This window comes from Nesterenkonia sp., from assembly GCF_029265375.1.
In the GTDB taxonomy this organism is placed as follows: Bacteria; Actinomycetota; Actinomycetes; order Actinomycetales; family Micrococcaceae; genus Nesterenkonia.
In genome coordinates this window covers 36,801-62,948 of sequence record NZ_JAJUJJ010000006.1, presented here as the reverse complement: position 1 = coordinate 62,948, position 26,148 = coordinate 36,801, and the positions used below count along the sequence as shown (strand labels likewise).

The following is a 26,148-nucleotide window of genomic DNA, read 5'->3' as shown; positions in this document are numbered from 1 at the left end:
TATGGCACAGACGACCACACACACCGCCCCAGACCACAGGGCCCCAGGTGAGGAACCGGCCGCTCTGGGCATCTCCGGAGCCGCCCTGTCCGAGGATGAGACCGCCGCCGTAGTGGCGGTGCTGGCCCGGCTGGCCTCCGCCGAACCTGACAGCAGCGACGCCGGGGGAACCGGACCGGCGGACCGGACTCTGCAGCGCCGCCATCGGCTGCAGCTGAAGCAGCACGGCCTGTGGGGCCGGCCCGGACCAGACTCCTGGCAGATGGCGGGAGGACTGCGATGAGCACCCTGATCCTCGCCTCCCAGTCCCCCAGCCGCCGGGCCATCCTCACCCAGGCCGGCATCCGTTTCAGCGTGGAGGTCTCCGAGGTGGACGAGGCCGCCGTAGTGGAGGCCGCCTCCGCGGAAGGAGAGCTCTCCCCCGCTGAGGAGGCCCTGCTACTGGCCCGCGCCAAAGCCGAGGCTGTGGCAGCGCTGCCGAAGGCCCGCGGAGCCCTGGTGCTGGGATGCGACTCGGTCTTCGAACTCGACGGCCGCAGCTACGGCAAGCCCTATGAGGTTCCGACCGCAGTGCAGCGCTGGCAGCAGATGCGCGGACACACCGGCGTCCTGCACACCGGCCACTGGCTGGTGGATGCGGCGACCGCCTCCGCCACCGCCCGGCACTCCTGGCTGGGCTCCGGCGCCCTGCCCTCCGGACCGCTGGGAGTGCCGGAGAACTCACTGGTCTCCGCCGGGGAGACGGTCTCCTCTGCAGTCAGCTTCGCCGAGCCCACCGATGAGCAGATCCGCGCCTATGCGGAGTCCGGCGAACCGCTGCACTGCGCCGGGGCGTTCACCCTGGAGGGCCGCGCCGCCGCTTTCATCCACCGGGTGGAGGGCGACCCCAACGCGGTCATCGGACTTTCGCCGGCCGCCCTGACCCGACTGCTGGACCAGCTGGGCCACAACATTGCAGACCTATGGGAGAAGACACGATGACAGAGTTTTCGAAGGTGCTCATCGCCAACCGCGGGGAGATCGCGGTGCGCATCATCCGCGCGGCCCGCGACGAGGGCCTGTCCACTGTGGCGGTCTACGCGGAGCCCGACCGGGACGCCGTTCACGTGCACCTGGCCGATGAGGCCTATGCCCTGGGCGGGGAGACCGCCGCGGACTCCTACCTGGTGGCGGAGAAGCTGCTGGAGGCCGCCGCGGCCACCGGCGCCGATGCGGTCCATCCCGGCTACGGGTTCCTCTCGGAGAACGCGGACTTCGCCCGCGCTGTCATCGACGCCGGCCTGGTGTGGATCGGCCCCTCCCCGGAGGCCATCAGCCTGCTGGGGGACAAGGTCTCGGCCCGCCGGCTGGCAGAGAAGGTGGGCGCCCCGCTGGCCCCAGGCACCAAGGAGCCGGTCACCGACGCCGCCCAGGTGCTGAAGTTCGCCGAGAAGCAGGGGCTGCCGATCGCGATCAAGGCCGCCCACGGCGGCGGCGGACGCGGCATCAAAGTGGTGCGTGAGCATGATGAGATCGTCGAGCTCTACGAATCCGCGGTGCGCGAAGCCACTGCGGCCTTCGGACGCGGCGAATGCTTCATCGAGAAGTACCTGGACAAGCCCCGCCACGTGGAGACCCAGTGCCTGGCGGACGCGCACGGCCACGTCGTCGTCGTCTCCACCCGCGACTGCTCGCTGCAGCGGCGGAACCAGAAGCTGGTGGAGGAGGCTCCTGCCCCGTTTCTGACCCGTGCGCAGAACCGGCAGCTCTACCGGGCGTCCAAAGCCCTGCTGAAGGAGGCCGGCTACACCGGAGCCGGCACCTGCGAGTTCCTCATCGGCGCCGACGGGACCATCAGCTTCCTGGAGGTCAATACCCGGCTCCAGGTGGAGCACCCGGTCAGCGAGGAGGTCACCGGGATCGATCTGGTGCGTGAGCAGTTCCGGATCGCCCGCGGCGAGAAGCTGGGCTATGACGATCCCGAAGTGCGCGGGCACAGCATCGAGTTCCGCATCAATGGGGAGGATCCGGGCCGGCACTTCATGCCCGCCCCGGGTGCTCTGGAGCGCTTCGAGATGCCCACCGGTCCGGGGGTGCGGGTCGATGCCGGAGTCCGGGCCGGGGAGACCATCTCCGGGGCCTTTGACTCGATGGTCGCCAAGCTGATCGTCACCGGAGCCGACCGTCGGCAGGCGCTGCAGCGGGCGGCCCGCGTGCTGGGTGAAACCAGGATCGAGGGCATGCCTACGGTGCTGCCCTTCCACCGGAAGGTCGTCACCGATCCCGCTTTCGCCCCGGAGCTCTCCTCCCGCCGTGCCCAGCGCTTCGCGGTGCATACCCGCTGGATCGAGACCGAGTTCCACAATGACATCGCCCCGTTCAATGCGCTGACTGCCCACCCCGGCGCCGGCGAGTCCGAGGGCCGGGAAGAGGTGGTGGTGGAGGTCAACGGCAAGCGCGTGAGGGTCAACGTGCCCGCTGCGCTCTCAGCCGGGAGGCTCACTGGGGCGGCCCCGGCCCGCAAGCGCCGCAAGAAGCGCACCGCCGCGGCCGCCGCGGCCTCCGGAGACGCCCTGACCTCCCCGATGCAGGCCACGGTGGTCAAGGTGGCGGTCAAGGACGGCGCCAAGGTGGCCGAAGGCGACCTGGTGGTGGTGCTGGAGGCGATGAAGATGGAGCAGCCGGTGACCGCGCACAAATCCGGCAAGGTCAAGGGGCTGAAGGTATCCCCCGGCACCAGCGTGAAGGCCGGCCAGACGCTGGCGACCATCGTCGACTGATCGCCTCCTCCGTGACTCACACTGTTCAAGCCGCATTCGAGGCGGTGACCCAGCGCTGGGGAGTACAGGCCGCCCCGGAGCCGAAGGCCGTGGCGCTCATCACAGGGGCGGTGGTGCTGCTGACCGCAGTACCGGGCATCTGGCGGGTGACCCGACAGGCCGCGACCATCGTGCACGAGATGGGCCACGTCTTCGCCTCGCTGCTGAGCGGGCGGCGGGTCTCGGGCATCCGGCTGCGCACCGACACCTCCGGGGTGACGGTCTCCCGCGGCAGGCCGCAGGGGCCTGGGCTGCTGCTGACTTTCCTGGCCGGCTATCCGGCGCCGGGGCTGCTGGCCCTGGGGCTGACCTGGCTGGGCGCCTCCGGTCACGCCGGAGCAGCGCTGACGGTCTACCAGGTGATCCTGCTGCTGGCCCTGCTGCTCTCCCGCAACCTCGTGGGGATCGTCTCCTGCCTCGCCGCGGTCCTGCTCACCGGTGTGATCTGGTGGCAGAACGACCCGCAGCTGGTGGGCTATACGGTGGTCGCGCTGGGGGTGTTCTACGCCCTGGCCGGGGTCCGCGGCACCCTGGATGTATGGCGGGTGCACCTGACCGCCCGGCGCCGGCCCCGGGCGCAGGTGGCTGGGACTGACGCATCCCGGGCGGCGAGGGCCTGGGGCTTCCTGCCGTTGCCGGCCCCGGTCTGGCTGCTGCTGTTCCTGCTGATCAGCCTGGCCAGCGCGACCGCTGTCTTCTGGCTCCTGTTCGCCTGAGCCGCTAGCCAAAGTCTAGTTAGACTAACCGCTCTTAGACTGACTGCACCGTGGTAGAGGAATGAGGTGTGAACTCATCAGGGGGCGGGGAATGGCGCCTATGGGGCGGGTGTTGGTCAGTGGTATGCGCCTGTTTGTGGGGTTCTTCCTGCCTGAGCATGTTCGAACTCACCTGGGGATGGCTGTGGACTCAGTTCACGACGGCGTCTCTTCCCCTGCCGCTGGTCACAGTAGGCCCGCACTTCGTTGGGTTCAGCCGGAGGACCGACACATCACCCTAGCCTTCTACGGGGAGGTGCCGGCTGGGGCGGTGGATGATCTGACCGAGCATCTGCACGAGACGCTGTGCGGGGTGCCCCCGCTGACTCTGCGACTCAGAGGCACAGGAGTGTTTGCCGGACGTACTCTGTGGGCCGGGGTCCAGGAGCAGTCAGCAGCCGAGCACTCCAACGGCTCCAACCCCCTGATCGATCTGATGCGTGCCGTGGAAGAAGTGGGCGTGCACTATGCCCGCAGCCCGGAAACGCCCACGGTCCGCGAACGCCGACGCGCCCATGTCACTTTGGCGCGGGCAAGAGACCGGAGGAAGGGGGAGGCTGAGATCCGACGCCTCACCGAAGCCCTGGCCATCTACGAGGGACCTGAGTTCTGCGCTGACACGGTCCACCTGGTCCACTCCGAATTGGGCGGCGGGAAGTCCGGCGCCCCGCTCTACGCCTCTTTGGCAGCGCTGCCCCTGGCGGGGAGCTCAGAGCCGGAGTGAGACCTCCTCGGCCCAGCCGTCGATCAGCACAAGGTCCACGCTCTCGGGCACTTCGGGTCAGAGACCATCTGGGAGAGGAAGGGGGATGGCATAGGGTCTCTTTCTTTCAGTAGTAGACGGCCAGGGGCCCGCCGGGCGCGTCGATGACCGATACCTCGGTATTGAAGATCTCCGAGAGAATCTCATCGGTCATGATCTCCTCCGGTGTGCCGTGCTGAACCACCTGGCCGTCCTTCATTGCCAGGATCTTGTCCGAGTAGCGGGCGGCAAAGTTGATGTCGTGCAGCACAATCACCACGGTGCGGCCGAGTTCATCGGCGGCGCGGCGCAGCTGCTGCATCATCTGCACCGCATGCTGCATATCCAGATTGTTCAGCGGCTCGTCCAGCAGCACGTAGTCGGTGTTCTGGGCCAGCACCATGGCCACATAGGCGCGCTGCCGCTGACCTCCGGAGAGCTGGTCCAGGTACCGGTTCTCCAGGTCGGTGAGGTCCAGGAAGTCGATCGCCTCGGAGATGTACTTCTCATCGCCGAGGGTCAGCCGACCCCGGGAGTGGGGGTAGCGGCCGAAGCCGACCAGCTGACGCACTGTCAGTCGGGTGACGAAGTGATTCTCCTGCCGCAGGACTGAGAGGATCTTCGCGATCGCCTTGGAGGGGGTGTTGACCACATCATGGCCGGCGACGGTGATCTGCCCGGAGTCGATGTCCAGCAGACGTCCGATCATGGTGAGGATGGTGGATTTTCCCGCTCCGTTGGGCCCCACCAGCGCGGTAATGCCTCCGGCCTCGATCTGTGTGGTGACCGGACCGATCGTGACCTTCTCAGAGTAGTCCTTGCTGACCTCGGTCAGGCTGATCACAGGCGCCCCTTTCGCAGCAGGAAGATGAGGAAGGCGATGCCTCCGATGAGCTCCACGATGACGGTGACCGCTCCTCCGGCGTCCCAGACGTGGCGCAGGATGAAGTAGCTGCCGGTCAGGATGGTGTAGCCGAAGAGGAAGCCCATCGGAAACAGCAGCCGGTGGGAGTAGGTGTCTGCGCACTGGTAGGCGAGCATGACGGTGAGGAAGCCGAGGAACATCATGGGTCCCACCAGAGCGGTGGCCATGGAGATCAGGATGGAGACCAGCGCCAGGATCTTGATGACTTCCCGCTTGTGGTTCAGCCCCAGATTGGTCGCGGCAGTCCGCCCCAGTGACAGTGCGTTCAGCCGGGGTCCCCAGAGCCAGAGCACGGCGGTGACGGCCAGTGCGATGGGGATCGCATAGGGCAGGTACTCGGCCCGGGCATTGGAGATATTGCCGAACAGCCGGGCGGTGAGCACATCAAACTCGCTGGGGGTCAGCATGCGCTGCATGAAGTTCGACAGCGAACCCAGGGTTCCGCCGAGCACGACGCCGACCAGCAGCATGATGTGGATATTGGAGAACTTCCCGCTCAGCAGCCAGGTGTAGAGGACTGTGGCCACCAGCATCATCACGGCCATCTGCAGGAAGAACTGCGGCACTCCCACCAGCATGGTCACCCCGGCCATGCCGAAGACGTAGACGAATCCGGTCTGGATGGCGGTGTAGAGCGACCCGAAGCCCATAATTCCCGGGGTGATGATGCGGTTGTTCACCGCAGTTTGGAAGGCGATGGTGGCCATGGTGTGACACAGTGCCACCACGGCGATGGTCAGCAGCGACTCCGAGCGCATCTGCAGGATCACCCACCACCCCTCCGAGCCGAACTCGGTGGGGTTGCTGTAGAAGATCACCGCCAGGGTGAAGCCCACGGCCAGCAGTCCCAGCAGACTCATCACCAGCACATAGGTGCGCAGGTGCTTGCGGTCGGTCAGCGGACCGGAGCGCCGCTGGGCCGCCGGAGACTCCGGTGCGGATGCGGCGCCGGGGTTCTCCCCGGAGGGGCCAGCCGCCGTCGTCGGAATGGCCTGCGGATCGGAGGGGTCCCGGCGGCCCGGAAGCGGCGGAGTGCGCCGCTGCGCAGCGGATCCCGCCTGCTCAGTCTGCTCGGTGGTCTGCTTCGTCATGCTGCCAGGCCGCCCTTCCGCCGCTGCCGCAGAAGCAGGCCGATGAAGACCATTCCGCCGACCAGCCCCAGAACCATGGCCACCGGGATCTCAAAGGGCGCGATGATGACGCGGCCGATCAGATCGCAGACAGTGACGGTGCAGATGCCCACCAGGCATACCCAGGGCAGGTTGCTGCGCAGGTCATCCCCGCGGAACAGGGCCACGATATTGGGCACCACCAGGCCCAGGAAGGGCAGAGTTCCCACCACGGTGGCTGTCACTCCTGTGGCGACGGCGACCATGGCTGTTCCCATGAACAGCACCAGCGCGTAGTTCAGTCCGACGTTGACGGCCATGTCCTTGCCCAGCCCAGCCACTGTGAACTGGTCGGCCACCAGGAAGACCAGGAAGGTGACGATCAGCACGATCCACATCAGCTCATAGCGTCCGGAGATCACCCCGGTGAAAGAGCCTTGGAACCAGATTCCCAGGCTCTGCAGCGTATCGGTCATCAGCGCCAGGTAGGTGGTGAAGGAGCTGACGACCGCGCCGAGCATGATGCCGATGATCGGCACGATCAGGCTGGATTTCAGCGAGACCCGCCTGAGGAAGAGGAAGAAGACCATCGTGCCGATGAACGCCATCAGGGTGGCCACCGACATGCGCGCGAAGAGGCTGGCGGTGGGAAAGAGCCACATGGTCAGGATCAGTCCCAGACCGGCCCATTCGGTGGTGCCGGTGGTGGTCGGCTCCACGAACCGGTTCTGGGTGAGCAGCTGCATGATCACCCCGCACATGGCCATAGAGGCTCCGGCGAGCACCAGCGCCACTGTGCGCGGGATGCGGGTGATGCTGAACATCCAGAAGTTGCCTTCGCCGAAGACGTCGAACTCTCCGGTGGTCAGCGAGAGACCCAGCAGCACCAGAGTGATCAGGATCGCCAGGCCGAAAGCCGGAGTCCAGACGCTGCGGCGCCGGGTCCTGGCGGAGTCGACGACGATGTTGCGGCTGGTGTAGGCAATGTCCTGCCGCAACGTGTTGGTCATGAATCTTCCAGGGTGAGTGTTGAGAAATGCTTCAGTGACGAAATGTCAGTAAGGCAATCCTAGCTGGATTCGTGATGCCTCCCAAGCCGAATGCGGCTGCGCATCCTTGCTCCGGCCGGTCAGACAGGCGGGGTCCAGCGCTTCCGGGCCGGACCCCACCTGCCTGTGCCCCGCCGAGACTGGGGCGCCGTGCTTACTGCTGGGCGCCCTCCAGGGCGTCTGCGAAGTCATTGAGGAATTCGGTGTAGGCCTGGATGTCCTCGGTGATGTAGAAGTTCTGCGGCATGTAGACGATCTGGTCCTCCTGGACCGCAGTGACCTCCTGCAGGGCCGGGGAGTCGGCGATCAGCTCCTGGGCCGGGGTGTACTCCGGGTCGTCGGGGGCCATACCGTCACGGTCGAGCACAATGATCCAGTCGGGGTTCGACTCGGCGATGGCCTCCACCGAGATGTCGTCGCCTTCGTGGTCGCTGCTCTGGTCCTCGACCTCCAACGCTGGGACCAGGTCAAACTCCTGGAAGACCGGGGCGACGCCGCGTCCCTGCTGCGGTCCGGCGTAGTTGATGGTGCCCCCGGAGGTGAGCAGCCCCATCACCGTGGATTCGCCGTCGTATGCGGCTTCGACCCGTTCCATAGCCGAGTTCAGCTCCCCCACCAGCTCCTCGGCGGTGTCCTCAGCACCGAAGATCTGGCCCAGCTTCTGGGTGTGCTCGGCCAGCTGGTCGAAGAAGGTCTCCGGGTCGCGGAAGCCCTCGTCGAACTCCAGGATGACACCGTCCTCGGGCATCAGTTCGGCGATGTCTTCGTAGTACTGTGCGTAGCGCTGGCCGTTGATCACCAGGTCCGGCTGAGCCGCCACAATCTGCTCCAGGTCCGGCTCGCGGTGATTGCCGGTGTCAAGGATGTCCTCATTCTCGGCATAGCCGTGGATGTGGGGCTGCATCAGGGAGCGGGCAGCCACTGACAGCTCCACCCCGAAATCTTCCAGCAGGCGGAAGGACCGGTTGTCGAAGGCGCCCACCGAGTCGATCTCATCGAAGTTGATCTCATGGGTGCCGTGATCGTCCTCCACCGTGATGGTGCCGCCGGCATCGCCGGAGGCGGTCTCCTCCCCATCCTGGGCGGGGCCCTCCGCGCCCGCCTGACCGCAGGCGCTCAGCGCCAGCCCCGCGATCGCTGTCACAGAGAGAAGACGAAGCAGCCGGGTGCGCCCGGCGGCAGAGGTGTCGAGTGTCATCGAAGGGCTACCTTCCTAAGCAGTATTGAACTTAGCCTGTCCTAAGCTAAATAGAAGTTACCGCGTTTGCTAATCGGGCGCAACACGGCGGGAGGCCGGACTGCAGGAGGTCCGTCGCCGCGGCGCCGACGGTCGCTCCGACAGGCCCGGGCTGCGCTGGCGGGTTAGCGTAGAAGGGTGTCCGATCAGCCTGTGCTTGCCCCGCTGCTGACCCCAGAGACCTGGGAGCTGCTCAACGCGCTGCCGGAGTACGATCCGCAGAGCGCGGACCAGCTGAACCATCAGCTGCGCCGGAACGGCTGGAGTCCGGAGGTGGTGGCGGCTGCGCTGACCCAGATGCGACTGCGGCGGGACGCCCGGGCGAAGTTCGGCCAGTTCGCTGACCGGATGCTGCTGACCCAGCAGGGGCTGGAGCAGGCCACTCGACTTCCGGTGGCCGCCCGCCACGCGCAGCGGTTCCGGTCAGCCGGCATCGACCATGCCGCTGATCTCGGCTGCGGGCTGGGGGCTGATGCCATGGCGCTGGCCTCGTCAGGTGTGCGTGTCACCGCCGTGGAGGCCGATGAGACCACCGCGGCGGCGGCGACGATGAATCTGCTGCCGTTCCCGGAGGCCCAGGTGGTGCACTCCACTGCCGAGCGGTGGGCCGCTGAGCATCTGGGTGTGCCCGAACCTGCGGATGAGGCCGCGGATGCGGACCCGGCGGCCGGCCCTGCCACGGAGCAGCTGCCCGAGGGACTGGGGGTGTGGATGGACCCGGCGCGCCGCACTGAGCGAGGCCGCCTATGGGATCCGGAGGACTTCTCTCCCCCGTTGAGCATGGTGACCGCCCTGGCCCGCACCGGGGTGCCGCTGGGGGTCAAGCTAGGGCCAGGTATGCCCCATGACCTGATTCCGCTCGACTGTGAGGCCGAATGGGTCAGCGTGGAGGGCGATCTGGTGGAGCTGGTCCTCTGGTTCAACGCCTTGGCCCGGCCCGGAGCGCGCCGAACAGCCACCGTGCTGACCGGCGACGGCGACCAGGACTCCCACGGGCTGCCGTGCCTGCAGGTGACCCCCCGAAGCTCGGCCGATGACTTCTCCTCCGGCATCGAGTATGCACCGGCCGGACGTGAGGGGCTGCGGGGTGTTCTCTGGGAGCCGGACCCGGCCGTGATCCGTGCCGGGCTGGTGGCGGAGCTGGCTGCCGAGGCCGGCGGCTGGATGCTCGATGAGCACATCGCCTACTTCTGCACCGACGCGAGCGCCGATCCGGGTCCGCTGGCGCGCGGATACCGCATCACTGAGGTGATGGACTTCTCCCCCAAGCGGCTGAAGCAGTGGTGCGCCGAGCAGCAGGTGACCAGCGTGGAGATCAAGAAGCGGGGAGTCGACGTCGTCCCCGAGCAGCTGCGCCGCCAGATTCTTCCCAAGCGCCGCTCCGGGGCGCCGGGGCGCCACGCAGTACTGGTGCTCACCCGCCTGGGATCATCCCGGCTGGCCGTAGCAGTGGAGCCGCTGGCCGCTCAGCGGCCGGGAACCTGATTCACCACCGCCAGGGAGAACCCGTCCCACGGTTTGGCCCCGACAGTCTGAATCGCCGTCGCCTCGGTGCGGGGGTCCTCGCCCAGCGCGGAGAGGAAGCGGCGGATTCCTGCGGAGTCCGGATCATCCTGGTCGGTGAGCACGCTGCCGCCGCGGACCACATTGTCTCCGACGATCACAGTGCCAGGGCGCGAAAGCTCCAGACTCAGTTCGAGGTAGCGATCCATGCTGGCCTTGTCGGCGTCGAGGAAGATCAGATCGAAGGGCTCGACCTGCTGCTGCCGCAGCGAGGTCAGTGAGTCCTCCGCCGGCCCGAGGAGGATCTCCACACGGTCTCCGACGCCGGCGGCGTCTAAATTCCTGCGCGCCACCTCGGCGTGCCGAGGTTCGAATTCGCAGGTGGTCACCGTGCCCTGCTCCCCCACTCCGCGGGCCAGCCAGAGGGTGGAGAACCCCGCCAGGGTTCCGACTTCCAGCACGCGTCTGGCCCCGGAGATCCGCGCCAGCAGGTGCAGCAGCTTGCCCTGCGCGGAGGAGACTTCGATGGCGGGCATGTCCGCCTCATCCGCCGCCTGGCGGATCCGAGCGAAGTGCTCGTCCGGCTGCACCACCGTGCGTTCCAGGTAGGCATCCATGGCCAGGATCTGCTCGGCGGTGTGGGGATCTGCGGAGTGCTGGGACGCGTCAGGCGAGCTCATGCCGCCCAAGTGTAGACCGCAGCAGAGGTCTGCGGCAGGGGTGGGAGTCCCCGCGACGCGACGGTGGTCAGCTTGTCCGGGTTCGGATCGTCCCGCCCGCGGGCGCTGTCCGGGGGGGCTGTCAGTTGTCCGAGCGGCCCCGGCGGCGCATCCAGATCAGGACGGCGGCCAGCAGCACCAGCAGGCCGGCACCGACCAGTACAGCGGTCCACATCGGCGCAGAACCGCCATCCGCTGCGGCCTGCTCATCGGCCTGCGGCTGGGCAGCTGCGGTCTCTTCGGCGGCCGTCTGGTCCTCCCCGGCGGTCGCCTCGGCAGTTTCTGCCGCATCCGGATCCTCGGCGGCGGGCGTCTCCTCAGGCTGGGTGCCCTGGCCCTGAGCATCCTCGGCGGGGCTGGGCTCGGCCTGCGGGTCATCGACTTCGAAGCTGAAGCCCGCTTCCTCGCTGTGGCCGTCCGAGTAGACGGCGTTGTAGAGCACCTCGTACTCCCCATTGGGCAGGGATTCGGGGAGTTCGGTCCACATGCTGGATCCCTCTACCTGGGTCTCTGCCTCCCAATGCTCGCCTTCGGCGTCGGTGACCCAGATGATGTTGGGAATCGATTCTCCGGTGGTCAGTCCGTCTCCGGAGAACTCCAGCCGGACTTCTTCCGGGCTGCTGGTGAGGACTTCATCGGCCTCGGGCGAGGAGCCGATCAGGGTGTCATGGGCCCAGGCGGGAGCCGAGGCCACTGCGGAGAGCAGCAGCAGTGCGACTGCGGTCAGCGCGGCCAGAACAGGTGTGCGGGGCAGCACCGCTGCCGAGGCGTGGCGTTCCATACCCTGAATTCTACAACTTGTAGAAAATGGTCGGTCAACACTGGGAGTGACCAGCAGGCAGGTCCCCGACAGGCACGGGCAGCGCCCCGGGAGCCGGCGCGCCGGTGAGCACCTCCACCAGCGCATCAAAGGACGCCGGCGTACGGCCGAACAGGGCAACGGCAGCACCGGAGGTCGAATCGGCGAGCGCCTCGGGCCGGTCCAGGGCCACCACCACGTCCCCGGATCCTGGGGTGCGACCGCCCAGCAGTGTGACAGTGGGGCCCCAGCCGGTCTGCAGGCCCGCACGCTGGGCGGCATCGGCCAGTCGGGCGCGGTCGGTCTGGGTGCCGCCGGCAATCTGTATGGCCTCATCGGCCAGCACGGCCTCGCATTCGCCCTGCACCAGGGTGACGGCTCGTTCGGCAGTCCAGGCCGCGGCCTGGTGCGGATCGAGGTCGCCGGTCTCGCTCTGGCCGGTGTCGTCGGCTGCGGGGCCGGCCTCCTGCAGCGCCGGGCCGTAGATGTCACTGTCCTGCAGAATCTCTGGGCGCTCCACGCCGGGGCCGGCGGCCAGCTGGCCGGAGGCCAGATCCTGCTGCCACAGGCGAAGGGCGAGGACCCGCTGGGCGGCCTCGGTGAGACGTTGCTGATCCAGCTCGCCCTGCTGCAGAGCGGTGAGGATCGCCTGGTGGGCTCCGCGGGCGGAGGCGGGCATCAGGATCAGGTCCGCCCCGGCGGACAGGGCCTGCACCGCCGCCTGGTCGCCGCCGTAGCTGTTGGCGATTGCGGCCATGTTCATCGCGTCGGTGACGATGACGCCCTCATGCCCCATGGAGCGGATCTGCTCATAGGCCGCCTCCGAGAGCGAGGAAGGCACCCCGGCCTCAAGCGCCGGCACTTCCACGTGGCCCATCATCACCATCGGGGCACCGGCCTCCACGGCGTCGGCGAACGGGCGCCAGTCCCGCTGGCGCAGCTGCTCCAAGCTGGCCTGCTGCACCGGCAGCGAATAGTGCGAGTCCTCGGTGACGGACCCGTGCCCCGGGAAGTGCTTGACCGAGCCGGCCACCCCGCCGTCTGCCAGTCCGCGCAGTCCCTGCAGCGCCAGGGCGCTCACCGTCTCCGGGTCAGCGCCGAAGGAGCGGCTGCCGATAGTGGGGTCCTCAGCCCCGGTGGTCACATCGGCGCTGGGGGCAAAGCTGACGGTGAAGCCCAGCTCGGCGAGGTCAGCGGCCATCAGCCGGTGGGCTTGGGCCGCGCTGCGCAGCCCGTCGGCGGCAGGCTGCACCGCCCCATGGGCCATCGGGGTGGACCATTCAGTCAGCGGAGCCCCGACCCGGGTGACCAGCCCGCCCTCCTGGTCCACCGAAATGATCGGCGGGGCGGGGAGTTCCTCTCCGCCGGCGGAGGAGATGCTCTCGATTTGGGCGGCCAGCACCTCAGTGTCCACTGCGGAGGTGCCGCCGGGGATGTTGTGCCCCATCAGGATCACCCCGGCCAGATTCAGCTCCGCGATCAGCGCGGCCGCTGATTCGGCATCCGTGCCGGAGTACTCCCCCACGATCACCTGACCGGCCAGGTCATGCTCGTCCATCTGCGCCACCAGCTCGGCCGCCTGATCTCGATGCTCGGGACCAGGGCCGGCCAGGGCAGCCTCCTGCTGCGCCACAGCCTCCTCAAACTCGGCCTGCCGCTCAGCGCGCCGCTGCTCAGCGGCCTGTTGCTCACTCTGCTGCGAGTCCTCCGCCCCGGTGGCAAGTGCGCCGGAGCCGCCGTCGTCGGCGCAGGAGGTCAGCAGCATGAGTCCAGCGGCAGCGGCGGCCAGCAGAGGTGTACGGAGAAGGCGCATCCCTTCCAGCCTACGGCGTGAACTGCGCCGGCGGGCCGGCGTCCAGCGGACGGCCAGGCACCCTCCAGATCTGTCGGTAGGGTGAGTCCAGTTGCGCCGGCTGACCTCGAAGGAGAACTCATGGGACTGCCCTTTGCCGATTCGGAACGCTCCACCCTGGGCCTGGAGTGGGAGCTGGCCCTGGTGGACCGCCAGACCGGCGACCTGCGCAGCGTGGCCGAACGGATCCTGGAGGCGACCCACGCGGAGATTCCAGAGCTCTCCGGTGATGATGAGCACCCATACGTGAAGCAGGAGCTGCTGCTGAACACCATTGAGCTGGTATCTGATGTGTGCCACTCGGTGGATGAAGGCGTGGACCAGCTGCGCGAGACCGCGCGCAATGTGATGAAGCACTGCGAGCCGCTGGACGTGGACCTCTACTGCCAGGGAAGCCACCCTTTCGCTCCCCCCACCAAGCAGCCGGTCACGGACAAGGAGCGCTACAACGAGCTGATCCGCCGCACCCAGTGGTGGGGGCGGCAGATGGTGATCTACGGCATCCACGTCCATGTGGGGCTGGATGATGTGGCCTTCGCGATGCCGGCGGTCAATGCGCTGTGCAACTACAACGCGCACTTCCAGGCGCTCTCAGCCTCCAGCCCGTACTGGTCCGGGGAGGACACCGGCTATGCCTCCAACCGGGCGCTGATGTTCCAGCAGCTGCCCACCGCCGGGCAGTCCTACCAGTTCAACGAGTGGTCCGGCTATGAGAAGGCCGTGGCGGACCTGGAGCACACCGGGGTGATCAACGATGTCACCGAGGTCCGCTGGGATGTCCGGGCCGTGCCGCGGCTGGGAACCGTCGAGCTGCGCATCTGCGACGGCGTGGCCACCCTGGAGGAGATCGGCGCGATCGCGGCGCTGACCCAGTGCATCGTCCATGACACCGTCCGCACGCTGGAGGACGGCGACTCGGTCACCTCCATGCCGCCCTGGTATGTGAAGGAGAACAAGTGGCGCGCCGCCCGCTACGGGATGGAGGCGATCATCATCCTCAATGAGAACGGCGACGAGGAGCTGGTCACTGACGCGCTGGAGCGGGAGCTGGAGCGTCTGGAGCCGGTGGCCAAGGAGCTGGGCTGCGTCACGGAGCTGCGCTATGTGGAGCAGATGATGAAGGCCGGAGCCGGGTATCAGCGGCAGAAGAAGGTGGCCGATCAGCACGATGGCGACCTGCGCCAGGTGGTGCTGGACTCCGCCGCCCGTACGCGCACCTCGATCAACGGGTAGAGCGCGGCGGGGTTGGCCTGCCGGGGGTCCGGCACCCGGGACGGGATCTTCCGGCTGGATCCGCGCGCCCGCCGGGTGCCCGGCCGGTGGGTTCAGCTCGCAGGCGGCGGGTTCAGAGGCTGATGCGGCTGACCGGCAGGCCGGAGTCTGCCGGGATCTCCCACGACGACGGCTGGACTCCGGCTGCCACCAGCTGCGCCCCGAGTGCGGCGACCATGGCGCCGTTGTCGGTGCACAGGGAGATCGGCGGAACCGTCAGCTCGACGCCGGCCTGTTCGCACCGCTGGGCCAGCAGCTCACGCAGCCGCGAATTGGCCGCCACTCCCCCGCCCAGCAGCAGGCTGGTGATCCCGTGCTCGCGGCAGGCCCGAACCGTTTTGGAGGTCAGCACATCCACCACCGCTTCCTGGAAGCTTGCGGCGATGTCTGCGGTGGGCACCGGGCGGCCGGCCTGCTCGAACTGCTCCACGGCCCGGGCCACTGCGGTCTTCAGCCCGGAGAAGGACCAGTTGTGCCGGTGCTTGCCCGGATTCTCCTCAGTGCCTTCAAACTTCGGCATAGTCAGCCCGCGCGGGAAGCGGAAGGCCTGCGGGTCGCCGTCTGCCGCGGCGGCGTCGATCTTCGGCCCGCCCGGGTATCCCAGTCCGAGCAGCCGGGCGACCTTGTCATAGGCTTCCCCGGCGGCGTCATCGATGGTGGAGCCCAGCAGCTGGACATCTTCGGTGATCGAGCCGATGCGCAGCATCTCGGTGTGGCCGCCGGAGACCAGCAGCGCTCCGGTGGCATGGGCTGCAGCTGCCGTGCCGGCCGCTCCATGCGTCGTTCCGCCCGCCCCTGTGGGCGCCTGCTCGCCGTCCTTATCCAGCAGGCCCACGGCCACATGCGCCACCAGGTGGTTGATCCCGTACAGCGGCGTGCCGGTGGCCAGCGCCAGCCCCTTGGCAGCCGAGAGTCCCACCATCAGAGCGCCCGCCAGTCCGGGTCCGGCGGTGACGGCAATGGCGTCCACCTCATCCAGCTCCACCCCGGCGGTCTCCAGCGCCCGCCGCAGCGTGGGGGTGAACGCCTCCAGATGGGCGCGAGCGGCGATCTCCGGAATCACCCCGCCGAAGCGGACATGCTCCTCCACCGAGGAGGCGACCTCGTGAGCAAGCAGGCGGCGTCCGCGCACCAGACCTATGCCGGTTTCGTCGCAGGAGGTCTCGATGCCGAGCACCAGGGGCTCGTCACTCATGGGCGTCTCCTCGGTCGGTGAGATCGGATCGCAGGTCGGCGGCGGAGGATGGCCGCCGCGGATGCTCAGGACGGAGCCGCCGTCGCATGATCAGCGCATCCCCGCCGTCGGGATAATACCGACGCCGCAGGTGGATCTGCTCAAATCCCTCACGCCGGTAGAGGCGCTGCGCCCCGGGATTGTCCGCCCGGACCTCCAGCAGCAGGTCTTCGGCCCCACGGGCCTGGGACTCCTTGATGATCAGACGCAGCAGATCGGTGCCCAGGCCCCTGCCCTGCGCTGCCGGTGCGACGGCGAGGGTCTGCACATCGGCCAGCGGGAGGACGCACATCATGCCGGCGTAGCCCAGGACGTCGTCCGCCCCCGGATTCCTGGACTCCGCGACCCAGTACCGGCGGGTGGCTCGTTCGGCCGAGGCCTGCGGCTCGGCCTGGGCCAGCTCCTGACGGAAGAACTCCTCCGGCCAGGCGTCCTGCGGAAACAGGGTCCGCTCCAGCTGCATCACCGCCGGCACATCGGCCGGCGTCATGGTCCGCAGGTGCACGCCCTCCCCCAGGGATCCCCCCATGGACTCACCTGCCCTATCACCCAGGGCCCCGCTCCGGTCATCACCCATGGCCGACCTCCGGGGCCACCCTCGGGGTCACTCCCCGGGCCATACCCGGGGACGCGCCCCGGGCCGCTCCCGCATCACGTGTCGAATGGGCCCAAACTGGCGTCCGAAATGCCGGAGTTTGGGCCGTTCCGACACGTAACGTGGTGAGGCCCGGGAAGAGCGGGGATGTGCTGGGGCGCATCAGGAGGCACCTTGGCGCATCTGGCGCGGGACCTTCGCATCGGATTCCCGCAGGTACAGCGGCCGGGGTTCGCACAGCACGCCGGTCAGCTCTCCGGCGAGCGCCCCATGGGCGAGCCGTCCCAGCTCGGCAGCGTGCGGTGTCCAGGCCTCCGGCTCCTGGCCGGCGAGCGCAGCGGGACGGAGCTGATCGGGGTAGGGTCCCGCACCTGCGCCGACGGCCGGCAGCGCCGGGCATTCGGCGGGCGGTCCCACATGCGGGCCGGAGACCAGCTGCGCGTCGCCGTCGTCGTTGCGGTAGCTCGCCCAGTAGACCTCGCGCCGCCTGGCATCGGTGGCAGCCAGAAATTCACCCTCGATCCCAGCATCCACTGCGCGCAGCGCCAGCGCGTCCAGGCTGCACAGCCCGTGCAGCGGCAGGCGCCAGGCTTCGGCCAGGCTGTGCGCCAATGCCAGTCCCACGCGCAGCCCGGTGAAGGGGCCGGGCCCGGCTCCAACGGCTATGGCGTCCAGGTCGCCGCCGGTCACGGAGTTCTCGCTCAGCATCGTATGCAAGGCGGGGGCGAGCACTTCTGCGTGCGAGGTGGTCTCCTCGGTGTGCCAGGCGGCCAGCACGGTCTCCCCGCGGGTCAGCGCCAGTGAGGCACCGGCGGAGGAATCGATGGTCAGCAGCACCCCACCATGGTATCGGTGAGCGGGGGCGGCGCGGCCGAGTCTCCAGAGGCAGCCAGAGAGCCGGACCTGAGAGAACCAGTGCCCTCCCTATGGAGCCGTGCGAGGGGCGCTCAGCTGCCGGGCAGCGGTGGGTGCTGCCAGCGGGGGCCGTAGCCGCGCAGCACCACGGTGCGGGGCGTTCCCAGCAGGTCTTCTTCGGTCTCGGAGAAGTCGGTCCGGATGGCGCCGTCGGCCTGATCAGGAGTCTCCGGAGTGCGGGGCGCCGCATCCGCCGCCGCCGACGCTGAGGGGTCCTGCTGAGTCAGCAGTTCGATGTCCAGCCATGATCCGCCGGGCCCGGCGAGCGCGTCCTCCACCAGGCCGCGTCCCCACTCGACCACGGTGACTGAGTCCGACTGCGTGGCCGGCAGATCCAGGGATTCCAGTCCTTCGGCATCGGTGCGGTAGGCGTCCACGTGCACGAGGTCGGGTCCGTCGTCGTTGGGGTGGATGCGGGAGAGGATGAAGGTCGGAGAGCTGATCGGGCCCTGGACTCCCAGCGCCTGGCCCAGTGCTTGGGTGAAGGTGGTCTTCCCGGCGCCCAGTCCGCCGGTGAGCACCAGCAGGTCCCCGGCCTGCAGCTGTGCGCTGAGCCGGTGCGCGAAGTCTGCGGTGTCCTCCAGGTCGGCCAGCGGAATGCGCAGGGTCCAGTTCTCCCCAGGCAGGGGGTCAGCCGGCGATGCTGCGCCGCTCATGATTCTGCACTCCTCACGCTGTCTCCCCGGTCCGGCCGGTGACTGTGCTGCCCCTTCGCTGCACGCTGCAGCGCTGTCCCTCACTGCAGCGCCTCGGCAGGTTGGACGGCGGATTCGTTGATCACCTCGCGGGGCACGCGCGCGCCGATGCGGGTGATGACCTCATAGTTGATGGTCTGGGCCGCGGCTCCCCATTCGGCGGCGGAGATCCCCGAGTCGCCTCCGAAGACGGTGACCTCGTCACCGACCTGAGCCTCCGTGTCGGTTCCGAGGTCGACGACGAACTGGTCCATGGCCACCCGCCCGACGGAGTGGTAGCGGCGGCCGCGTATGAGCACGGGCGCGCCGACGGCGATCCGCGGGATGCCGTCGGCGTATCCCAGCGGCACCAGCCCCAGCGTGGTGGGGGTGTCCACACGGTGGGTGAGCCCGTAGCTGATGCCCTGGCCGGCCGGGACGTGTTTGACGTTGGCCAGCGTGGTGCGCAGCTCCATGGCCGGCACCAGACCCAGGGATTCGGCGCTGCGGTCGGCGAAGGGGCTCTGCCCGTAGATGCCGACTCCTACGCGCACCATGTCGAAGTGCGCGTCGGGGCGGGAGAGGGCCGCAGGCGTGTTGGCGGCGTGGCGCAGGTCGGGGACGATGCCGTGGTCCTCGGCGGTCTGCAGCGCAGCTCGGAAGGTCTCCAGCTGCTGGTCCGTATCACGCCGGTCGGGCTCATCGGCCACCGCCAGATGGGTGAAGATGCCCACCACGCTGATCAGCCCCTCTTCCTGGGCCCACTGTGCCTGACGGATCAGGGCGGGCCACTGGTCAAGGGTGGAGCCGTTGCGTCCCAGTCCGGTGTCGATCTTCAGGTGGATCCGTGCCGGGCTCTGCAGACGTTGGGCTGCGGCGGTGATCTCGGTCAGTTCCCAGCCGGAGACGCCCAGGTCGATATGAGCGGCGATGGCGGCGGCGAAGTCGGTCTGCCGGGTGTGCAGCCAGGCCAGCACCGGCGCATCGATGCCGGCGTCTCTGAGCTGCAGCGCCTCAGCCACATGGGCGGTGCCCAGCCAGTCGGCGCCGCCGGCCAGGGCGGCACGGGCAGCGGTGAGCATGCCGTGGCCGTAGCCGTCGGCCTTGACCGCGGCCAGCACCTTGGCCGGGCGCACGTATTCGGCAATCGTGCCCACGTTCTGCGCAATCGCTGCCGCGTCAATGATGGCCGTACGCTCAGGGGCAGCAGGGCCGCCGGAAGAACTCATAGTTTCCACTCTACGATCTCCGATGATGCGCCCGAACCCCTGTCAGCTGCCCAGCGCCGCGATGAGTGCGGAGGCGCCGAAGCGGCCGCGGCCGTGCGGGTCGATCCGGACTGCTGCGCGGCGGTGCAGGTCCACGGCGTGGACGGCTACAGCAGACCAGTCCTTCGGCTGGGTCGCGGCCAGGGCCCCGAGGATCCCGGAGAGCACGTCACCGGTGCCGGCGGTGGCCAGCCCGGGGGTTTGGGCCCGGTGCAGGATCACCTCCCCCTGCGGCGAGGCGATGATGGTGGTGGTACCTTTGAGCAGCACCGAGCAGTCCAGGGCTCCGGCCAGGCGGCGGGCGGCCTCCACCGGGTCTTCACCGGCCCCGGGGGTCAGCTGTTTGGTCAGCACTGGGTCCCGCAGGTCCTGGGCAAGGCGGCGTGCCTCCCCGGCATGCGGTGTGATCAGCACGTTCTTGTTCAGTCCGCCGCGTCGGCGCAGCTGAGTGCGCACCAGCTGCAGCCCTGAGGCGTCCAGCACGCAGGGCACGGCCTCCTGCAGTGCGTGCTCCAAAGCCGCCTCGGCCTCTGCCATCCGCTGCGGATCCTGGCCGAGTCCTGGGCCGATCACCACCGCTGCGGGGGCTTTTCCGGCCTCTGGTGCGGTGGCGGGCGCGGTGCCGGGCACCACCTCGGGGCGGCGCTGCAGCACCAGACGGTTCACCTCGGCCGGCGCGTAGAGGCTCACCATGCCGCAGCCGGTGGCGCAGGCAGCGGATGCGGTCAGCAGCGCGGCCCCGGGGAACTGCTCGGAGCCGGCCAGTATCCCCAGGGTGCCGCGGGAGTATTTGTGGTCTGCCGCCTGCGGGCCCCGCACTGCGGGCAGCATCGCCGGCGCTGCGGGATTCTCCGGCTCCGCACCGGGCGCCGGGCCCGTACCTGGCTGTGCGGGTTCGGCGGCGTGCACCGGGGTCTTCGGCAGCTGCGGGCCCAGCCCGATGTCGACTGTGTGCACTGTTCCGCTGAGCCGTCCGCCGGCACCTGCCAGCAGCCCCTGCTTGAGCCCTCCGAAGGTCACGGTATGGTCTGCCGGGATCACATCCGCCGCTGCCGCGCCGGTGTCCGCGTCGACTCCGGAGGGCAGGTCGCAGGCGACGACGACGGCGGCTGATACCGCCTGCTGCAGGCCGGGCACCTCAGGCCGGGTAAACGCTCCTTTGAACCCGGTGCCGAGGATCGCGTCGATGAGCACGCTGGTCCCGGCCGGTATGTCCTCCGCTGTTCTGCCGCCGGCGCGGCGGAAGGCCTCGAGTCCTGCCGGGTGGGCCTTCTCACGCAGCAGCACGGCGTGGGCATCCACCCCGCGGCGGCGCAGGAAGGCCAGCGCCCAGAGACCGTCGCCGCCGTTGTTTCCCGGTCCGATCAGCCCGGTGACGCGGGCGCCGTAGACGCCTCCGGTCTGCTCCAGGATCTGCAGCACTCGGTAGGCCAGGCCGTGGGCGGCTCTGCGCATCAGCTGCTCGCCTTTTCCGGCGTCGAGCAGCGGCTTCTCTGCTGCCCGGATCTGTTCACCGCGGTAGACGGGGCTCAGCTGCAGCGTCATAGCCCCACGATAGCCCGCTGCCGGCGGCGCCTGCAGGGCGTGGAGTAAGGCTCAGTCCTCGGCGATGACCATCGCGGCGGCGATATCGCCGTCGTGACTGAGACTCAGGTGCCAGCGCCGGATGCCGTGGGAGGCGGCGACGGCGGCAACGGTGCCTTCCACGTGGATCTGCGGGGCCCCGGCCGGGTCGCGGATCACCTGGCAGTCGTGCCACCGCATACCGGCCGGTGCGCCCAGCGCCTTGGCCACGGCCTCCTTGGCGGCGAACCGGGCGGCCAGGGAGCGCAGGGGCAGGTCCTGCTCCTGGGGCGTGAAGAGGCGCTGCCGCAGGGCGGGTGCGCGGCGCAGCTGCTGGCCGAACCTGCTGACCTGTACGACGTCGATCCCGGTTCCTCTGATCACGTGGCTGTCCTCAACTCACCGTCACGCTGCTACTCAACGGTGACGGATTTGGCGAGGTTGCGGGGCTGGTCGACGTCGTAGCCCTTCTCGCTGGCCAGCGCGCAGGCGAAGATCTGCAGCGGCACGGTGGTCAGCAGCGGCATCAGCAGCGGCTGGGTCCCTGGCACGTGGAACACCGTCTCGGAGTAGTCCTGGACAGCTTCATCGCCTTCTTCGGCCACAGTGATGGTCCGCGCGCCCCGGGCCCGGACCTCTTGGATATTGGAGACCACCTTGGAATGCAGCGAATACCGCCCATGCGGGGAGGGCACCACCACAAACACCGGCTGGCCCTCCTCGATCAGCGCGATCGGCCCATGCTTCAGCTCTCCGGCGGCGAAGCCCTCCGCATGGATATAGGCCAGCTCCTTGAGCTTCAAAGCTCCCTCCAGCGCCACCGGATACCCCACATGCCGGCCCAAGAACAACACCGAGGGGGTATCGGCCATCTGCCGGGCCAGCGCCTTGATCTGCTCAGCATCATCGAGGATCTGCTGGATCTTACCGGGCACACTGTGCAGATCCGCCAGAATATCGGCGATCTGACCGGAGAACAGCTGCCCGCGCAGCTGCCCCAGATACAGGCCCAGCAGATAGGAAGCAGCAATCATCGCCAGAAACGCCTTGGTCGAGGCCACCGCGATCTCCGGACCGGCGTGCAGATACAGCACCGCATCCGACTCCCGCGGAATCGTCGACCCATTGGTATTGCAGATCGATAAGGTCCTGGCCCCCTGCTCCTTGGCGTAGCGGACCGCCATCAGAGTGTCCATCGTCTCCCCGGACTGGGAGATCGAAACCACCAGCGTGGTCTCATCAATGATCGGATCCCGGTAGCGGAACTCATGAGCCAGCTCCACCTCCACCGGGATGCGGGTCCAATGCTCAATGGCGTACTTAGCCACCAAACCCGCATACGCGGCGGTGCCGCAGGCCAGCACAATGATCTTCGTCGTCGCCTTCAGCTCTTCGGGATCAATCCGCAGCTCATCGAGCACCAGCCGGCCCTCAGCATCGGTGCGGCCCAGCAGCGTGTCCTCCACCGCCTTGGGCTGCTCATGGATCTCCTTCTCCATGAACGTGGGGAACCCGCCCTTCTCTGCCGCAGAAGCATCCCAGTCCACATAGAACCGCCGCCCCTGGGCCGGGGTCCCATCAAAGTTGATGATCTCCACCTCAGAAGAGGTGATCGTGACGATCTGGTCCTGCTCCAGCTCCACCGCCTCACGGGTGAAATCAATGAACCCCGAGACATCGCTGCCCAGGAAGTTCTCTCCCTCACCCAGACCGACCACCAGCGGCGAATTCCGCCGGGCAGCCACCACCCGGTCCGGCGCATCAGCATGGACCGCCAGCAGCGTGAACGCCCCTTCCAGCTCATTGACCGCCAGCCGCATCGCCGCAGTCAGATCACCCGCTGCCTCCCCGGCGAAGAACCGGCCGATCAGCTTCGCCGCGACCTCCGTATCAGTCTCAGAGGCGAACTCGAAGCCCTCGGCCAGCAGCCGCTGACGCAGCTGCGCAAAATTCTCAATGATCCCGTTGTGGATCACAGCCAACCGGCCGGAATCACCCACATGCGGATGCGCATTCACATCAGTGGGCCCACCATGGGTAGCCCACCGAGTATGCCCAATACCCACCTGGGCAGGCCCCACCGGAGCAGCCTCAATCTCAGCCAGCAGATTCCCCAGCTTCCCAGACTTCTTCCGCACCTGGACCACGCCGCCTGAGACCGTGGCCACACCAGCAGAGTCATACCCGCGGTACTCCAACCGCCGCAGCCCCTCCACCAGCACATCCAACGCCTGGTGCTCGCCGCTCTTCTCCGGCAGCCCCACATAACCGACAATTCCGCACATGCGCACAAGAGTACCTGGCCGGGCGCCCGCGACCAGGGTGAAGCCGCTCACCCCTCCAATCACCTGAGTGATTGTGCGGGCCAGCTCAGAAGCCGAGGCGCCCGGGGCCCGCCCACCTGCTTGTCAGCTTGGTGGGTGGCGCATGGGGGGAGCCCTGAGCTCTGGGACCCGTGCAATCACCTGAGTGATTGTGCGGGCCAGCTCAGGGAGTATCGTGTCTGTGTGTCCTCGCAGCCTGACGTCACTCCCGCCTCCCCTGCCCCGGTGCCCCCGGAGATCAGCGGCACGGCACCGTGGGCCGGCTCTCCTGCCCCCGCTGACGGCTCGTCGTCGTACTCCCCGTTCGTGGAGCTGGACCGCGACGCCTGGTCACGCCTGGCCAACACGATTGAGCAGCCGCTGAACCAGGAAGATGTGGACCGTCTCCGCGGCATCGGCGAGCACCTTTCGCTGGACGAGGTCGCAAAGGTGTACCTGCCGCTGTCCCGCCTGCTGAACATCTATGTGGAGAACGCCGCCCGGCTGCGCGCCTCCACCAATGACTTCCTGGGCGAACAGACCCGCCGCACCCCGTTTGTCATCGGTGTGGCCGGCTCGGTGGCGGTGGGCAAATCCACTACGGCCCGCGTGCTGCAGGAGATGCTGCGCCGGTGGCCGTCTACCCCGCGTGTGGAGCTGGTGACCACCGATGGGTTCCTCTATCCGAACGCCGAGCTGCGCCGCCGCGGCATTATGGACCGCAAGGGGTTCCCGGAGGCTTATGACCGGCGGCGGCTTCTGCGATTCGTCTCCGAGGTGAAGTCCGGCCAGCCCGAGGTGGCCGCGCCGGTCTACTCCCACCTGAAGTACGACATCGTGGAGGATGAGTACCAGGTGGTGCGCCGGCCGGATGTGCTCATCCTGGAGGGTCTGAACGTGCTGCAGCCGGCCCGGGTGCGCGCAGACGGCACCACTGGCCTGGCGCTGAGCGACTTCTTCGACTTCTCCATCTATGTGGACGCCAAGCCGCAGCATATTGAGCGCTGGTATGTGGAGCGCTTTATGCGCTGGCGCACCGGAGCGTTCGCAGATCCGGCCAGCTACTTCCATCAGTACAGCCGGCTCAGCGATGAGCAGGCCGAAGCGCGAGCCACCGATATCTGGAACCGCATCAACGGTCCGAACCTTCGGGAGAACATTCAGCCCACCAGATCCCGAGCGCGGCTGGTGATGTCCAAGGGCGAGGACCATTCCGTCTCCCGAGTGCTGCTGCGCAAGGTGTGATCGCTGTGCCCGCCACGCGTCCTGTCCGCTGGCCTGCCGCCCGTGTGCGGTCCGCTGCGGCGGGACTGGGTGCCGCCGCCGCGCTGCTGCTCACCGGATGTGCCGCGCAGAACGGCGACGACGACGCCGCCACCATTCCCGCGCCGGAGCTCTCCTCCCCTGCGACCGCCTCCGAGACTCGCCCCGCGCCCGGCAGCGACGCCGACGCTTCGCCCTCTGCTGCCCAGACCGCGCAGACACCGGGAGACCGGCAGAGCGCGGAGGAATCCCCGACGAGCTCCGCAGCCGAGACCCCGCCGGCAGAGACGGGATCTGCCGAGACTGAGTCTGCACAGGAGCCTGATTCGGGTGTGGCCACCGAACCCAGCTGGGATCCGGAGTCCATCCATGTGCTGGTCAACCGGCAGAATCCCCTCGATCCGATGGACTATGCACCGGATGACCTGGTGATTCCCCACGTGCGCCTGGCCGGGCCGGAGGCGGCCATGTCACTGCGGGAAGAGCCCGCGCGGGCGCTGGAGAGTATGTTCGCCGCTGCCGCTGAGGATGGCATGATTCTGGGTCTGACCAGCGCCTACCGGTCCTTCGACTACCAGATGCAGATCTATTCCGCTCGGCATGCGGAGGTCGGCACTGAGGCGACGGACCTGTACATGTCCCGGCCGGGATACTCGGAGCACCAGACCGGGTTGGCTGCTGACGTCATCTCTGTGGCCAACCCCGAGTGCATTCTGGGCGAGTGCTTCGCCAGCACCCCCGAGGGCCAGTGGGTGGCGCAGAACGCGCACCGCTTCGGCTTCATCATCCGCTATCCGGAGGGGATGGAGCACATCACCGGCTACCCCTATGAGCCCTGGCATCTGCGGTATGTGGGCACGGAGACTGCTGCCGCTGTCCATGAGTCGCAGCTGACGCTGGAGGAGTTCTGGGACCAGCCTGCTGCTCCGGAGTACGACCAGCCGGAGCCGGATCCGCGGCATCTGACCTATCTGCAGTGACCTGACGGGCCTGCGGGACGCGCTTGCCGGATCGCCGTCGGCTTAGACTAAGGGCATGTTCAAGGGATTCAAGGCTTTCCTGACGCAGGGCAACGTGGTGGATCTGGCGACCGCAGTGGTCATCGGCACCGCCTTCGGCGCAGTGGTCAACGCGCTGGTGGAGAACGTGCTGATGCCGCTGATCGCGTCCCTGGTCGGCGAACCGGACTTCGACAATCTCTTCGCCGTCACCGTGCTGGACGGCCCGCCCATCCAGTTCGGAGTGCTGCTGACAGCAGTGGTGAACTTCCTGCTCATCGCGGCGGCCATCTACTTTGTGGTGATCCTGCCGATGAACAAGATGATCGAAGCCCGGAACCGGGCTCTGGGCGGCCCGGAGGTGCCGGTGGATCCCCAGCTGGCGCTGCTCACCGAGATCCGGGACCAGCTGAAGGTCCAGACCGAGAAGGTGAATCCGGAGGCGTTCGCGGCCGCTGTCGAGGCCGAGCGTCAGGCTGAGGAGGCCCGGTTGGCGGCAGAGAAGGAGCGCGAGCTGCGCGATCAGTCGCTGCTGGGCAGGGCGAAGAGCATCGTCTGGGGCAGGGACTGACCCC

Annotated in this window: 24 protein-coding genes and 1 pseudogene; 10 read left to right on the top strand and 15 right to left on the bottom strand. The window is 68.2% G+C overall.

Translation table 11 applies throughout. The features are described 5' to 3' along the window. The first annotated feature begins 1 nt into the window (after position 1). The 5 genes from Q1K09_RS03970 (at position 2) to thpR (ending at position 4,277) form a co-directional block, all read left to right on the top strand. On the top strand, positions 2 to 283 hold the full coding sequence (locus Q1K09_RS03970) for a hypothetical protein (protein WP_300343446.1): 282 nt from the start codon (positions 2 to 4) through the stop codon (positions 281 to 283). Continuing rightward, entirely contained in the window at positions 280 to 981 is a 702-nt protein-coding gene (locus tag Q1K09_RS03965) for a Maf family protein (protein ID WP_300343444.1), read from the top strand. The genes Q1K09_RS03970 and Q1K09_RS03965 overlap by 4 nt, the downstream gene beginning before the upstream one ends. After that, positions 978 to 2,759, top strand: a complete 1,782-nt coding sequence (locus Q1K09_RS03960) for a biotin carboxylase N-terminal domain-containing protein (RefSeq protein WP_300343442.1) — start codon at positions 978 to 980, stop codon at positions 2,757 to 2,759. The genes Q1K09_RS03965 and Q1K09_RS03960 overlap by 4 nt, the downstream gene beginning before the upstream one ends. A gap of 11 nt (positions 2,760 to 2,770) precedes the next feature. Continuing rightward, positions 2,771 to 3,514, top strand: coding sequence for a M50 family metallopeptidase (locus Q1K09_RS03955; RefSeq protein ID WP_300343440.1), 744 nt, complete (start codon positions 2,771 to 2,773; stop codon positions 3,512 to 3,514). Between the two features lie 100 nt (positions 3,515 to 3,614). Beyond that, positions 3,615 to 4,277 (top strand): RNA 2',3'-cyclic phosphodiesterase, encoded by a 663-nt coding sequence (thpR, locus tag Q1K09_RS03950; RefSeq protein ID WP_300343438.1) that lies wholly within the window; start codon positions 3,615 to 3,617, stop codon positions 4,275 to 4,277. A gap of 106 nt (positions 4,278 to 4,383) precedes the next feature. Here thpR and Q1K09_RS03945 read toward each other — a convergent pair whose 3' ends face one another. From Q1K09_RS03945 to Q1K09_RS03930, 4 genes are all read right to left on the bottom strand, one after another. Further along, entirely contained in the window at positions 4,384 to 5,139 is a 756-nt protein-coding gene (locus Q1K09_RS03945) for an ATP-binding cassette domain-containing protein (protein ID WP_300343436.1), read from the bottom strand. After that, positions 5,136 to 6,311 carry an iron chelate uptake ABC transporter family permease subunit gene (locus tag Q1K09_RS03940; RefSeq protein WP_300343434.1) on the bottom strand — a complete coding sequence of 392 codons (1,176 nt, stop codon included), beginning with the start codon at positions 6,309 to 6,311 and terminating at the stop codon, positions 5,136 to 5,138. The genes Q1K09_RS03945 and Q1K09_RS03940 overlap by 4 nt, the downstream gene beginning before the upstream one ends. Beyond that, the gene (locus Q1K09_RS03935) at positions 6,308 to 7,339 is read right to left on the bottom strand and encodes an iron chelate uptake ABC transporter family permease subunit (protein ID WP_300343432.1); all 1,032 of its coding nucleotides are present in this window, start codon (positions 7,337 to 7,339) and stop codon (positions 6,308 to 6,310) included. The genes Q1K09_RS03940 and Q1K09_RS03935 overlap by 4 nt, the downstream gene beginning before the upstream one ends. Before the next feature lie 193 nt (positions 7,340 to 7,532). Continuing rightward, positions 7,533 to 8,576 (bottom strand): ABC transporter substrate-binding protein, encoded by a 1,044-nt coding sequence (locus tag Q1K09_RS03930; protein ID WP_300343430.1) that lies wholly within the window; start codon positions 8,574 to 8,576, stop codon positions 7,533 to 7,535. Between the two features lie 177 nt (positions 8,577 to 8,753). Here Q1K09_RS03930 and Q1K09_RS03925 point away from each other — a divergent pair, with 177 nt between their 5' ends. Next, positions 8,754 to 10,100, top strand: coding sequence for an SAM-dependent methyltransferase (locus Q1K09_RS03925; protein WP_300343428.1), 1,347 nt, complete (start codon positions 8,754 to 8,756; stop codon positions 10,098 to 10,100). On the opposite strand, the gene Q1K09_RS03920 is transcribed toward Q1K09_RS03925, so the two are convergent. The 3 genes from Q1K09_RS03920 to Q1K09_RS03910 form a co-directional block, all read right to left on the bottom strand. Further along, the gene (locus tag Q1K09_RS03920; protein ID WP_300343426.1) at positions 10,082 to 10,798 is read right to left on the bottom strand and encodes an O-methyltransferase; all 717 of its coding nucleotides are present in this window, start codon (positions 10,796 to 10,798) and stop codon (positions 10,082 to 10,084) included. The genes Q1K09_RS03925 and Q1K09_RS03920 overlap by 19 nt on opposite strands. A 121-nt stretch (positions 10,799 to 10,919) precedes the next feature. Then, a complete protein-coding gene (locus tag Q1K09_RS03915; RefSeq protein ID WP_300343425.1) occupies positions 10,920 to 11,618 on the bottom strand; it encodes a copper resistance CopC family protein in 699 nt (232 codons plus the stop codon). A gap of 34 nt (positions 11,619 to 11,652) precedes the next feature. After that, positions 11,653 to 13,449, bottom strand: a complete 1,797-nt coding sequence (locus tag Q1K09_RS03910) for a glycoside hydrolase family 3 N-terminal domain-containing protein (protein ID WP_300343423.1) — start codon at positions 13,447 to 13,449, stop codon at positions 11,653 to 11,655. A 120-nt stretch (positions 13,450 to 13,569) separates the two neighbouring features. Here Q1K09_RS03910 and Q1K09_RS03905 point away from each other — a divergent pair, with 120 nt between their 5' ends. Continuing rightward, complete coding sequence (locus Q1K09_RS03905; protein ID WP_300343421.1) at positions 13,570 to 14,721, top strand: glutamate--cysteine ligase; 1,152 nt, start codon at positions 13,570 to 13,572, stop codon at positions 14,719 to 14,721. Between the two features lie 112 nt (positions 14,722 to 14,833). Here the strand turns inward: Q1K09_RS03905 and tsaD are convergent, their stop codons facing one another. The 8 genes from tsaD to glmS all read right to left on the bottom strand — a co-directional run bounded on the left by tsaD (position 14,834) and on the right by glmS (position 23,294). After that, positions 14,834 to 15,955, bottom strand: a complete 1,122-nt coding sequence (gene tsaD, locus Q1K09_RS03900) for a tRNA (adenosine(37)-N6)-threonylcarbamoyltransferase complex transferase subunit TsaD (RefSeq protein ID WP_300343420.1) — start codon at positions 15,953 to 15,955, stop codon at positions 14,834 to 14,836. After that, positions 15,948 to 16,523: a ribosomal protein S18-alanine N-acetyltransferase gene (gene rimI / locus Q1K09_RS03895; RefSeq protein WP_300343418.1), complete on the bottom strand. Its 576-nt coding sequence runs from the start codon at positions 16,521 to 16,523 to the stop codon at positions 15,948 to 15,950. The genes tsaD and rimI overlap by 8 nt, the downstream gene beginning before the upstream one ends. Before the next feature lie 228 nt (positions 16,524 to 16,751). Then, on the bottom strand, positions 16,752 to 17,426 hold the full coding sequence (tsaB, locus tag Q1K09_RS03890; protein WP_300343417.1) for a tRNA (adenosine(37)-N6)-threonylcarbamoyltransferase complex dimerization subunit type 1 TsaB: 675 nt from the start codon (positions 17,424 to 17,426) through the stop codon (positions 16,752 to 16,754). Between the two features lie 110 nt (positions 17,427 to 17,536). Then, positions 17,537 to 18,160, bottom strand: a complete 624-nt coding sequence (gene tsaE / locus Q1K09_RS03885) for a tRNA (adenosine(37)-N6)-threonylcarbamoyltransferase complex ATPase subunit type 1 TsaE (protein ID WP_300343415.1) — start codon at positions 18,158 to 18,160, stop codon at positions 17,537 to 17,539. A gap of 80 nt (positions 18,161 to 18,240) precedes the next feature. Further along, entirely contained in the window at positions 18,241 to 19,407 is a 1,167-nt protein-coding gene (alr, locus tag Q1K09_RS03880) for an alanine racemase (RefSeq protein WP_300343413.1), read from the bottom strand. A 42-nt stretch (positions 19,408 to 19,449) separates the two neighbouring features. Further along, on the bottom strand, positions 19,450 to 20,991 hold the full coding sequence (locus Q1K09_RS03875) for an NAD(P)H-hydrate dehydratase (protein ID WP_300343412.1): 1,542 nt from the start codon (positions 20,989 to 20,991) through the stop codon (positions 19,450 to 19,452). Positions 20,992 to 21,042: 51 nt separating this feature from the next. Next, positions 21,043 to 21,393 carry a holo-ACP synthase gene (locus Q1K09_RS03870; protein WP_300343410.1) on the bottom strand — a complete coding sequence of 117 codons (351 nt, stop codon included), beginning with the start codon at positions 21,391 to 21,393 and terminating at the stop codon, positions 21,043 to 21,045. 29 nt (positions 21,394 to 21,422) lie between these two features. Next, positions 21,423 to 23,294: a glutamine--fructose-6-phosphate transaminase (isomerizing) gene (gene glmS, locus Q1K09_RS03865; RefSeq protein ID WP_300343409.1), complete on the bottom strand. Its 1,872-nt coding sequence runs from the start codon at positions 23,292 to 23,294 to the stop codon at positions 21,423 to 21,425. 276 nt (positions 23,295 to 23,570) lie between these two features. Between glmS and coaA the strand changes: the two genes are divergently transcribed. The 3 genes and pseudogenes from coaA to mscL all read left to right on the top strand — a co-directional run. Continuing rightward, the gene (gene coaA, locus Q1K09_RS03860; protein WP_300343521.1) at positions 23,571 to 24,557 is read left to right on the top strand and encodes a type I pantothenate kinase; all 987 of its coding nucleotides are present in this window, start codon (positions 23,571 to 23,573) and stop codon (positions 24,555 to 24,557) included. A gap of 5 nt (positions 24,558 to 24,562) precedes the next feature. Beyond that, a complete protein-coding gene (locus Q1K09_RS03855; protein ID WP_300343407.1) occupies positions 24,563 to 25,555 on the top strand; it encodes a D-alanyl-D-alanine carboxypeptidase family protein in 993 nt (330 codons plus the stop codon). A 55-nt stretch (positions 25,556 to 25,610) separates the two neighbouring features. Further along, positions 25,611 to 25,985 (top strand): annotated as a pseudogene (mscL, locus tag Q1K09_RS03850) (large conductance mechanosensitive channel protein MscL); the annotation flags it as partial. Between the last annotated feature and the right edge of the window lie 163 nt (positions 25,986 to 26,148).